Annotated in this window: 10 protein-coding genes; 2 read left to right on the forward strand and 8 right to left on the reverse strand. The window is 37.1% G+C overall.

From position 1 onward, the window contains the following. Positions 1-148 precede the first annotated feature (148 nt). The 8 genes from ASE01S_RS07005 to dnaA all read right to left on the reverse strand — a co-directional run bounded on the left by ASE01S_RS07005 (position 149) and on the right by dnaA (position 10,734). Positions 149-1,243 (reverse strand): HD-GYP domain-containing protein, encoded by a 1,095-nt coding sequence (locus ASE01S_RS07005; protein ID WP_067840364.1) that lies wholly within the window; start codon positions 1,241-1,243, stop codon positions 149-151. Positions 1,244-1,407: 164 nt separating this feature from the next. Beyond that, entirely contained in the window at positions 1,408-3,897 is a 2,490-nt protein-coding gene (gene gyrA, locus ASE01S_RS07010; protein WP_067840367.1) for a DNA gyrase subunit A, read from the reverse strand. Positions 3,898-3,946: 49 nt separating this feature from the next. After that, the gene (gene gyrB / locus ASE01S_RS07015) at positions 3,947-5,854 is read right to left on the reverse strand and encodes a DNA topoisomerase (ATP-hydrolyzing) subunit B (RefSeq protein ID WP_373277939.1); all 1,908 of its coding nucleotides are present in this window, start codon (positions 5,852-5,854) and stop codon (positions 3,947-3,949) included. A 131-nt stretch (positions 5,855-5,985) separates the two neighbouring features. Beyond that, positions 5,986-6,279, reverse strand: a complete 294-nt coding sequence (gene remB / locus ASE01S_RS07020; protein ID WP_067840371.1) for an extracellular matrix regulator RemB — start codon at positions 6,277-6,279, stop codon at positions 5,986-5,988. A 3-nt stretch (positions 6,280-6,282) separates the two neighbouring features. Next, complete coding sequence (recF, locus tag ASE01S_RS07025; protein ID WP_067840373.1) at positions 6,283-7,407, reverse strand: DNA replication/repair protein RecF; 1,125 nt, start codon at positions 7,405-7,407, stop codon at positions 6,283-6,285. Positions 7,408-7,434: 27 nt separating this feature from the next. Beyond that, positions 7,435-7,659, reverse strand: coding sequence for a S4 domain-containing protein YaaA (yaaA, locus tag ASE01S_RS07030; RefSeq protein WP_067840376.1), 225 nt, complete (start codon positions 7,657-7,659; stop codon positions 7,435-7,437). A gap of 386 nt (positions 7,660-8,045) precedes the next feature. After that, positions 8,046-9,185 (reverse strand): DNA polymerase III subunit beta, encoded by a 1,140-nt coding sequence (gene dnaN, locus ASE01S_RS07035; protein ID WP_067840378.1) that lies wholly within the window; start codon positions 9,183-9,185, stop codon positions 8,046-8,048. Positions 9,186-9,381: 196 nt separating this feature from the next. Next, entirely contained in the window at positions 9,382-10,734 is a 1,353-nt protein-coding gene (dnaA, locus tag ASE01S_RS07040) for a chromosomal replication initiator protein DnaA (RefSeq protein WP_067840380.1), read from the reverse strand. Between the two features lie 819 nt (positions 10,735-11,553). On the opposite strand from dnaA, the gene rpmH reads away from it, so the two are divergent. Continuing rightward, positions 11,554-11,688: a 50S ribosomal protein L34 gene (gene rpmH, locus ASE01S_RS07045; protein ID WP_017471599.1), complete on the forward strand. Its 135-nt coding sequence runs from the start codon at positions 11,554-11,556 to the stop codon at positions 11,686-11,688. 262 nt (positions 11,689-11,950) lie between these two features. Beyond that, positions 11,951-12,328, forward strand: coding sequence for a ribonuclease P protein component (gene rnpA / locus ASE01S_RS07050; protein ID WP_067840382.1), 378 nt, complete (start codon positions 11,951-11,953; stop codon positions 12,326-12,328). Positions 12,329-12,337 lie beyond the last annotated feature (9 nt).

Here is a 12,337-nt window from a genome sequence, read left to right on the forward strand (position 1 = left end):
AGTGGCAAAGCTTAGACTTGGTTAGTTTTCTCCACTAACCAAGCTATCTAATCGGATACGTTGCACCGCCCAGACTCGCTTAGCTCAAAGATGAAAACTCGATAGGCAGCCTTTCGTATCAAGAAAATTAGTTAAACCAAAGGTCAATTCATTCATTAATAAAATGTTGAATCCTTAGATCATCCTTCGCTCCAATCGCGATAACTTCGTAAGTACGGTGGATTTGTAGTAATAATTCAGGGAGTGCATTAAACTCTAAGGCAACTAAAGTGGCTGTTCTCCCATCTGATAAATAAACGTTTCGTCCTAATAGAGCATCCTCTAGACATGTAAAAAAAACATTTAAGTAATGCTGGTCAAAATGCTGCTGAGCTAGTCCGTTCATTTCTTTCATAACAGCAAAGAAGGCACGCTGATTTTGATAAAAGCGGTTTGATGTCATGGCGTGAAAGGCATCTGCTATAGCAATTATTTTGGCATAGGGATGGATTTGACCTCCCTTAACTCCTAATGGGTAACCTTTCCCGTTGACCTTCTCATGATGCTGGAGAATCGCTAATTTAGCTTCCTTTGTTAAATTGGTGATTCTTTCAACTAAATGATAGGAAAAGGTAGGATGCTTTTCTAATTGTTCACGCTCTGCTGACGAAAGCCTGCCTCTTTTTTGATACAATCCTTCAGGAAGCTTAGCCATACCACTATCAGAAATAAAAGCAGCTAAGCTAATTTGAAGCCAATCTCGATCAAAGCCTGAGCGTTTTGCTGTGATGGCAGATAGTAAACTTACAGCTACATGATGGTGATAGAGATAGTCTTTTTCCGTTGATTGATTAGCTAATAAAAACACTTCTGCTTGATAAGCGTCAGCTTGGTTAAGCAAAGGCAGCAACAAATTTTGAATGGCCTGAATATCTAAAGCAGCACCACTTTGCCACTGGCTAAACATACGTTTGTATTGGTCAACAACACGATGATAATCAGCTAGAAAAGGAGACAAACTTGAATCTATCTTTGGTCCTTCCGTCTCTGTACTTCGCTTATCCTGCTGTGGAACAGGAGAAAAGGCATGTCCATTCGCAAGCTTTTCTGATACCTCTACCTTCGTAATCAAAAAGCGTTTTAATACGTCAATGTGCTGATCATCAAGTACGGTATCGCGTTTAACAATTGGATTACGTGTCTTACTATATACATCTGACTCGATAACACATTGCGGAATAAGCTGATCTGGATGTACCTCCACTAGTTCCACCTGCCTTTGCTATATCGTTCAAAAAAGTTATCAGCTTTTAGCATAGCTTTTTTGCTGCTTTTCTATAGCTGATCCTAATTTGCTAAAAACCGGTTAGCTCGACATACGATCATGGCTAACTATTTGAACACACGATCATACATTTTGCTTGAGGTTTAATTCTCTTCTGCTAAGGTTTGAGTTTCTGTTTCGTCTGTTTCATCTGCTTCATCTTCTTGTGGCTCTATTCGTGCCACAGTTGCAACCTTCTCATTATCTTGCAATCGGATTAAACGAACCCCTTGTGTGTTTCGACCTGTTTTGGAAATGCTGTTGACTGGCATACGAATTAAGACACCAGTTTCGGTAATAATCATCAGGTCTTCTTCACCATTAACTGCTTTAACCGCTACGACCTTACCTGTTTTTTCTGTAATGTTACAGGTCGCCACACCTTTACCACCACGATTAATCATTCGGTATTCCTCAATAGGCGTTTGCTTACCGTATCCATTCTCTGTCACATTAAGCACATAATAACCTGCTTCTACAATCTCCATTGAGACTACTTCATCATCATCACGTAATGAAATTCCCTTCACACCTGCTGCTGTCCGACCCATAGCTCGAATCTGTGTTTCTTCAAAACGAATCAAGGATCCATTTCGCGTCGCAATCATAATATCTTTCTTGCCATCTGTTAAGCGAACAGAAATCAGTTCATCTTCTTCACGGAGATTTAAAGCAATTAAGCCACCCTTACGAATATTAGCAAACTGACTTAATTGTGTCCGCTTGGATATTCCATGCTTAGTTGTAAAGAATAAATACCAATCATCCTCAAATTCATGGACGGTAATCACAGCATTAATCCATTCACCTTTATCTATTTCTAATAAATTGATAATCGGTAAACCTTTAGCCGTGCGGCCATACTCAGGTATTTCATAACCTTTTAGACGATATACTTTACCTTTGTTAGTAAAAAACAGCACTGTATCATGTGTAGAGGTAGAGACGAGGTGCTCTACAAAATCATCCTCATTAGTATCCATACCTTGGACACCTCTTCCACCTCGACGCTGAGTACGATAGGTCGATGACGGTAAACGTTTAATGTAGCCTTTATGTGTTAAGGTAATGACAATATTCTCTTCTGGGATTAAATCCTCATCTTCAAAGAAGTCAAAACCTCCGGCCGCAATTTCTGTACGACGCTGATCATTATAACGTGTTTTAATATCTTCTAGTTCTTCCCGAATAATCTCTAATACTCTTTCCTCATTTGCTAAAATTTCTTTTAGCTCACGAATTAATGATATTAATTCGCGATACTCTTCTTCAATTTTTTCTCGTTCCAAACCTGTTAAACGCTGCAGACGCATATCAAGAATAGCCTGTGCTTGTTTCTCACTTAAATTATAGTTGGTCATCAACGCCGTCCGCGCCTCATCTGCAGTTTTAGACTGACGAATCAAGGCAATAATAGCATCAATATGATCAAGTGCAATTCTAAGTCCTTCTAAAACATGGGCCCGAGCTTCTGCCTTTTTCAATTCGTACGCTGTACGTCGACGGATGATTTCCTTTTGGTGTTCTAGATAATGAGATAGGGCTTGTTTTAAATTTAGCACCTTTGGCTGTCCATCAACGAGTGCCAGCATGTTAATACCAAACGAAGTTTGTAAGGCTGTTTGCTTATATAAATTATTTAATAAAACATTAGGATTGGCATCACGGCGAAGCTCAATTACGATTCTCATTCCATTTCGGTCTGATTCATCGCGTAGATCAGTAATCCCTTCAATTTTTTTATCACGAGCTAACTCAGCAATCTTTTCTATAAGCTTGGCCTTATTTACTTGATAAGGTAATTCTGTCACTAAAATTCTTGCTTTACCGTTTGCTTGCTCTTCAATTTCGACTTTGGCCCGAACGGTAATTGATCCTTTTCCGGTTTGATAGGCTTTTCGAATCCCGGAACGCCCTAAAATAATACCACCGGTAGGAAAGTCAGGTCCATATAGATGGTTTTCTAACAATTCTTCAATCGTGATGTCAGGGTTTTCACTAATAGCTAATACGGCGTCAATAGTCTCTCCTAATTGATGTGGCGGAATATTGGTCGCCATCCCTACTGCAATACCAGAAGCTCCGTTAACTAATAAATTTGGGAAACGGGCAGGTAAAACTTTCGGTTCACGCTCTGAGCCATCATAGTTATCCATGTAATCAATGGTATCCTTGTTGATATCACGCATAATTTCCATCGATATCTTAGACATTCTTGCTTCGGTATATCGCATCGCTGCTGCTGGATCACCATCTACAGATCCAAAATTTCCATGTCCATCTACAAGCATATAACGATAGCTAAAATCTTGTGCCATTCTGACCATTGCTTCATACACCGATGAATCACCATGAGGGTGATACTTCCCGATCACGTCACCGACGATCCGAGCAGATTTCTTATAGGCCTTATCAGAATGCATACCTAAGTCATTCATCGCATATAAAATTCGACGATGCACAGGCTTTAATCCATCTCGAACATCTGGAAGGGCTCGAGAGACAATTACGCTCATGGCATAATCTAAGAAAGATGTACGCATTTCATTACCAATATTTACTTCTTGTACTTGAGGACGTTGATTATCCACCATCCAAAAACCTCCTATTCAACTAAGGAAACTCGTTCAACTGACTGTTTATTTAAATATCTAAATTTTTCACATAAACAGCATTATCTTGAATAAAGTTCCGTCGCGGTTCGACCTTATCTCCCATTAACATATCGAAGATCAGATCCGCTTCTATTGCATCTTCTAAATTCACTTGTAGCAGTGTTCGATTGTCAGGATCCATAGTCGTTTCCCAAAGTTGGGTGGAATTCATTTCTCCTAGACCTTTATAACGTTGTAACCCAGGCTTTGGTTGTTTAGGTAGCTCTCTAATGATTCGTTCCATTTCATTCTCATTATAAGCATAATAAATAGCTTTTCCTTGCTGTACCTTATACAAAGGTGGTTGAGCAATGTAAACATAACCGTGATCAATTAACGGGCGCATATAACGATAAAAGAATGTTAATAATAATGTCCGGATGTGTGCACCATCAACGTCAGCATCAGTCATAATGACAATTTTATGATAACGTGCTTTGGTAATATCAAAGTCTTCACCAATTCCGGTACCTAAAGCTGTGATAATTGAGCGAATCTCATTATTTGATAAAATTTTGTCCAAACGTGCTTTCTCAACATTGATAATTTTCCCACGTAATGGCAAAATAGCCTGAAAATGACGATCTCGACCTTGCTTAGCAGATCCACCTGCTGAATCTCCCTCAACAATATAAAGCTCACTTATGGTCGCATCACGTGAAGAGCAATCAGCTAGTTTACCCGGTAAATTAGATATTTCTAAGGCACCTTTTCGTCGGGTAAGCTCACGTGCCTTTTTGGCCGCTAGCCGGGCACGGGAAGCCATTAAACCTTTTTCTACAATGATTTTAGCTGTGTCTGGGTTCTCAAAGAGAAATTTAGAGAACAGCTCACTAAATGTCGCATCCGTAATCGTCCTAGTTTCGCTATTACCAAGCTTTGTCTTGGTCTGTCCTTCAAACTGTGGATCGGGGTGTTTAATCGAAATAATTGCTGTTAACCCCTCACGCACATCATCACCTGTTAAGTTAGGGTCTGCTTCCTTAAACAAGTTATTTTTACGGGCATAGTCATTAATCACACGTGTCAAGCCTGTTTTGAATCCTGATTCATGCATACCACCCTCATAGGTATGAATGTTGTTAGCAAAAGAGTAAATTTGACTAGCGAAGCCATCATTATATTGAATAGCTACCTCTACTGTAATCCCTTGCTCTTCTTTCTCTGCATAAAATGGCTCATGCAAAACTTCCTTCGATTGATTTAAATGTTCAACATAAGACTTAATTCCGCCCTCATAATAGAAATCTTCTCGCTTAACCTGTTCTTGGCGTTTATCTTCAATACTAATTCGCAAGCCTTTGTTTAAAAAAGCCAGTTCTCGTAATCGATAAGCGAGAGTATCATAGTTATATACAGTTGTTTCTTCAAATATTTCTGGATCTGGAGTGAAATGTGTACGTGTACCCGTAACATCCGTTTCTCCAATGACTTCAAGTTCATTTTTAGGTACACCTTTTTCAAAACCAAGAAAATAAATGTTATTATCACGGTGGACATAAACCTCTAAAGAAGTAGACAATGCATTAACAACCGATGCACCTACCCCGTGTAAACCACCAGACACTTTATACCCACCGCCACCGAACTTTCCTCCAGCATGTAAAACAGTCATGATAACTTCAACAGCTGGTCGGCCTGTCTTTTCGTGAATACCAACAGGGATTCCTCGCCCATTATCGGTAACGGTAATACTGTTATCTGCCTCGATTATCACTTGAATATGATCACAGTAGCCTGCTAAAGCTTCATCAATACTATTGTCAACAATCTCCCAGACAAGGTGATGTAAACCTTTTTCACTTGTTGAGCCAATATACATTCCTGGTCGCTTTCGTACTGCTTCAAGTCCTTCTAAAACCTGGATCTGATTCTCATCATATTGTTCTTCATTTATGTTGTTGTTTTCTTCAATCGTCACTTGAATTCACCTACACTTCTCATTTCGACTAAACAATAGTCGTCATTTTATCTATATAAAAAAATCAGAATCGATTTATTATTTTTCTAGCTTTCTGTTAGTCTTCCTTAATCGATCTCTAATGTTTCGCTGTCTGTATAATCATCTAAATGACTTAAAGTGGAAAGCATGCTCGCTCGTTTTTTTAATGTTGCAATCGAGAGTGGACTATAGTAAACACAATCTTTCGTAATAATAATCGACTTTGTGACTTCACTATCTAGCTCTTCAGCTTCTTCTTGCTCTTCATGATTTTCAATCAGTTCCTCATTAATGGTAGAGGAAGCGATATATTGTTGATCAATCATTGCAATAATATCGTCTGAGCGAATAACTTGGTCATCTCCGATATGAATAAACATTTGTCACCCTCTTTTCTGCTGAGTTATCGTACCATTCTCCACAAAAAATAATTCAGCCTGTTGGATTGTTTCATGCTGAATATCACTTATACTTGTTGTCGAAACAAATGTTTGCACTTTTCCTTGGATTGTGTGCAGTAAATGTGACTGTCTATATTGATCCAGCTCACTTAATACATCATCTAATAACAGGATTGGATATTCTCCTACCTCAGCCTTTATTAACTCGATTTCTGCTAACTTCAAAGCTAAAGCTGTAGTCCGTTGCTGACCTTGCGAGCCATAGGTTTGAACATCTCGTCCATTAACGTAAAAAATTAAGTCATCCCGATGAGGTCCGACTAATGTTGTCCCACGTTCAATTTCCTTTTCTCGGTTTTTTTGAAATAGATCTAAATAGGCTATCTTTATTTTTTCCTTATCATCGCTTTCTAATACCTCGACAGTCGCGTGATAACCGATTGTGAGCTCTTCCCTTTGCTGACTAATGCTATGGTGAATCGCTTCTGCCCATTCTCGCAATAGCTTTAAGAAGATAAATCGCTTTTCAATGATGATACTCGCATGCTCGATTAATTGCTCGGTTAATACTTCTAGCATCGTTAAATCTGGACTCTTCTCACGTTGTAATGATTTTAATAGATAATTGCGTTGTTTCAAGACTTTTTGATATTGCGTAAGATGATAGATATAAATTGGCTGTATTTGGCCTATTTCCATATCAATAAAACGTCTTCTAACTTGGGGGATACCCTTTACTAAATATAAATCTTCAGGTGCAAACATTACGACATTAAGGGCGCCAATATAGTCACTCAGTCGCTGTTGTTCGATATGGTTTAGTTTTGCTTTTTTCCCCTTTGTCGAAAATTGCATTTCTAACGGGAATTGCTGTTGTCTTTTAAATACGGTACCTTCTATTTTAGCATAGTTTTGATCCCATTGAATAAGTTCTTTATCTTTAGCAGCTCGATAGGATTTAGTAAAAGCCAAAACATAGATAGCTTCCATTAGATTTGTTTTGCCTTGTGCATTTTGCCCAATAATAACATTTACACGATCATCAAAGGTGACAGATAGATCTTGATAATTACGGTAATAGGTCAAGTTTAAATTGTTAATATACATGAGTTAGCCTACCTTTTGGTTAATAAATCAGGTAGCCCTGACAATACGAAAAACGCCGATATCTTCTATTTCAATTAAATCGTTAGGATAAAGCTTCCGACCTCTTCTTTGATCAGGCTGATTGTTAATAATGACTGGGTATTCAGCGAGAAAGATTTTAACCATACCACCTGATTCAACAATATTGGCTAGTTTTAAAAATTGCCCTAGCTGAATATATTCAGAATTTATAGTAATATCGTTTATTTCCATAAGTGTATCCCCCTATTATCATGTAAAGGTTATTCCGTACATCTCATCGCCTTCCTTTTATTTTACTAAAGTTTAAGCAAATAGCAAAGTACCTGAGTGATAATATCAAGTAATCTAAACCAGACGATCGAGGTCAGAGGACTTATGTCCATCCAATCGATTAGAATGATTTAACTGGAAACAATAGAAGACTACCACTGCTACAAGTGGCGAGAGGAATGCAAATATTGAAAAAAAAGTTAAAGTCTCCAGTGGATGACGCAAATGTGCCAAGGTGCATTCGATATAAATACTGACCACGCTTAAGCAAATCAGTCGCCAATTGATCGTTTTGGCTATGTGTAGCTAAAAGAAGATAGAGCGAAAAAATCGCTCTATCTTGTTGATTAATAAGTTCTAACAGGTAGTATTAACTGTAAAATTTGATCATTCTCATTTGGTTGAATAATAAATGGTCGCATCGCCCCAGTAAACTTGATCGTCACATACTCTTCTTGTATGATTTTAAGAGCATCCATCATATATTTAGCACTAAATGAAATCTTTAATTCATCTCCGGTAATTTCTTCTGTTGTTACTTCTTCTATAACCTGCCCAACTTCAGGTGTATTACTGCTAATCACTAATTGGTGATTGGCTCTGGTCTCTAGTTTAACCACATTATTACGATTTTCTTTAGCTAGCAAAGAGGCTCGATCAATGGCTTGGAGCAGTTCTTTTGTCTTAGTTAAGACTGTTGTTTTACTTTGATCTGGTATTAAGCGAGAAGTTTCAGGATAATTCCCATCTAATAGTCGAGATAGAAAATACAAATGCTTTGTTTGAAATAAGATTTGGTTCTCCGTTACACTTATCGTTATATTCTCTTCATTATCATCAATAATTTTACTTAGTTCTGCTAAACTTCTTCCCGGGATAACAATATTTTTAAAACTTAGATCGTGGTTCGTCGTTAATGGCAGTTCTCTTGAGGCAAGGCGGTGACTATCCGTTGCGACAAATTTTATTTGCCCATTATCTAAATTCATATTAACCCCTGTAAGAATAGGACGTGTTTCTACTGTGGATACTGCAAAGACTGTTTGTCTAATAACCTCTTTCAATAAATCATTTTTTAATTCAAAGCTATTATCCGTATGTAGAACAGGAAGCTGTGGATATTCTGCAGCATCTTGACCATTCAAATGAAATTCAGCCCCACCTGAAATAATATTGACTTGAAATTGATCATCTGTATTTATTTCTACGGTTTTCAATGGAAGCTTACGAATAATATCAGGAAAATATTTAGCTTGCACAACAATACTTCCAGCTTCTATTTCTTCAATGTTAACAATACCGTCTTCTTCTCTCGGAATAAAGGATTCAATCGAAATATCAGCGTCACTTCCTGTTAATTTTATCCCATCTTGATTGGCTTCAATCTTTATCCCTGACAAAATCGGAATCGTCACACGAGAAGAGATGGCTTTCATGACGTGTTGAATACTTTCAATTAATAAATCACGTTTAATTACAAATTTCATAAACAAAATCCTCCTAATGGAAGTATAGTATATATTAATTATTAATAAAAATATAGTAGTAATAGTAATAGGCGCTGTGAGTATGTGGATAACTTATGTTGACGTGAATAAATCATTGGTTATCCACTTGTGGATAAAGTGTGAATAGCAGTTAATTTTTTTCCACATCATTCACAGATAACCTAATAGACATTAACTATAGGCTTTTCAGTTGCTCTTTAATTTCTTCTATTTCACGATTAAGCAGTTGATCCTCACTTATTAATTTTGAGATTTTTTCATGGGCATGGATAACAGTTGTATGATCACGTCCGCCAAATTCTTCACCGATTTTAGGCAACGAGAAGTCAGTCAATTCTCTTGAAAGATACATAGCGATCTGACGTGGAAATGCAACGGACTTGGTTCTTTTCTTAGCTGCAAATTCTTCTAGTTTCAGATTATATTTTTCAGCAATTAGTTCTTGAATGGCAGCTATGGTAATTACTTTTGGTCGATTATTAGGAATAATATCTTTTAAGGCTTCAGCAGCAAGTGCTGCATCAATATCTTGATTAATTAATGAGGAGTATGCAACGACCCTAATTAATGCACCTTCAAGCTCACGTATATTTGTATCAATTTGATTGGCGATATAAAGCATAACCTCATTAGGGATTTCAAGTCCTTCAGCTTTGGCTTTTTTTCGCAAAATGGCAATCCGTGTTTCTAAATCAGGTGGCGTAATATCGGTAATAAGTCCCCATTCAAAACGTGATCTAAGCCGGTCCTCTAATGTAGGAATTTCTTTAGGTGGTCGATCACTAGAAATAATAATTTGCTTACTTTCTTCGTGTAAGGTATTAAAGGTATGGAAAAACTCCTCTTGTGTTTGTTCCTTGCCAGCTAAAAATTGAATATCATCAATGAGCAGGACATCAACATTGCGATACTTACTGCGGAAATTCTCAGCTTTATTATCCCGAATCGAGTTAATAAATTCATTGGTGAATTTTTCTGAAGATAAATAAACAACCTTAGCATTCGGGTTATGGTCCAATACGTAGTGACCAATAGCGTGCATTAAATGGGTTTTTCCTAGCCCCACGCCTCCATAGATAAATAAAGGATTATAGGCTTTTGCAGGGGCTTCCGCAACTGCAAGTGAAGCGGCATGCGCAAATCGATTCCCAGAACCGATAACAAATGTGTTAAATGTATATTTATCATTTAACATGGTCTTGGAATGATCTTGTTGATCTTGATCTTTAATCGTTGGAAGTTTCATTGCCTGCTGGGCGTTAGCCTCAATATTTTGCTCTGACTCCGGTATGATAAACTTTGTTTGAAGCTTTGCTCCTGTAACTTCAAAGATAGCATCAGAAATTAATTTGGTATAACGACTTTCTAACCAATCACGGGCAAATTCATTAGGAGCAGAGACGATTAATGTGTCTTCCGTAATACTATCGGCTTTCGTATTTTTTAGCCATGTATCAAAGCTAGGCTTACTGACCTTCTCTTTTATTGCCGACAGTGTGCTGTCCCATAGTTCTTCAATATTCTCCATTGCTGGCGAACTCCTTTCTCCTACACTTTAGGCCACAGATCTTAAGATAAGAAATAAAAAACCTCTCGCAATCTTATTTTTTGCAAACAAGATCGAAAGGTTACTATTCATCTATGTGGATAAATTATCTAATAGTTAACTAAGAACAAGTCAATTTATACAACTTATACACAAACCTGTGCATAAGTAAATAAACAAGTATGTTAATAAATGTCCACAGGTTATCCACTGGATGTGGATATTTTCTCCGAAGTCCCCACGAAATTTATGTATTAACCACAAATATGATACCAAAAAAAAGCTGAAAACGCAAGGCAACTCGACAGTTATCCACAAAAAACTTATGATGTTAACAAATTTCGTCCACAATATGTGAAACTGTTATTATTTTGTCGATAAATTGTGTGGATATTTATAAAAAATCTAGTACTATTCACAGTAGTTGTGGATGACTATTTGTCTTAATTAAAATGTAGCTTTTTCGTCATTGAATAGAAATAGGGAACTTTAGTCAGAAGTCTGTTGCCCAAAAGGTGCTAGAGTCGAGGGGGGAGTCTATTGAGAGTAGATAGTTTATTCCGATCAAACTAAGGAAAGTGATCATGTTGTTTCTGAGAACAAGATGCGAACGATTTTGTTTGGCGAAATCTTTTACTGGTTCAGTTGAGAGCCACATTCAAATTTGATAAGGTAGTTGAGGGAGAATTCAAAAAACGTTTCTTGGAATAGTGGTTGACAGATAAATGCTATATTACGTATAATGTATTGGACTGTCTAATTATAGTTGATTTTTAATTCCTCAGGGAGGTGTAATATATAATGAAACGCACATTTCAACCAAATAATCGTAAACGAAAAAAAGTTCATGGATTTCGTTCTCGTATGAGTACTAAAAACGGACGTAATGTTTTAGCTCGCCGTCGTAAAAAAGGAAGAAAAGTCTTATCAGCATAGGCCACTGAAAATATGTCAGTGGTCTTTTCTACTTATAAAGTGAAAATTCGTTCAGTGTTTTTTTCATCTCCCACTTAGAGATGACGTGTTCCCTTATTTCTTAAAGTGGGAGTCTTACAAAAGCACTTCGATGGGGCGAGTAATCACAGCCCCAGCCAGTTACACTGCGATAAAATGGTACTTTATCAGCTAATAAATTAAAATTGAGTAGCCATATTAGTTAATATCGTTAGCTATGAAAAATTGGGGGTAGCAAGAAAAGATGAAGAAAAGTTATCGATTAAAAACCAATGATGAGTTCCAGAAGGTTTTTAAGCAGGGCAAATCATTTGCTAATCGTCAGCTTGTCTTATATTATCTCCCTAAAGAGGCTCAACCACATTTTAGAGTTGGTTTATCCGTTTCTAAAAAAGTAGGCAATGCTGTAGTGAGAAATCGAATAAAGCGCTATCTAAGACAAGCCTTTTTAGAATTAGAATTGGATATTAAGCCAACTTATGATTTTGTTGTGATAGCTAGAGTACCAGCAAATAATTTGGACTTCCATCAAACGAAAAAAAGTTTAATTCATGTGTTATTTAAATCAAAACTATTGGTAAAAGATATACGTAAAGTGCGTGTTCAAAAGACACCGAATTAGAATCAAGCA

This window comes from Amphibacillus sediminis NBRC 103570, assembly GCF_001552275.1.
Taxonomy (GTDB): Bacteria; Bacillota; Bacilli; order Bacillales; family Amphibacillaceae; genus Amphibacillus_B; species Amphibacillus_B sediminis.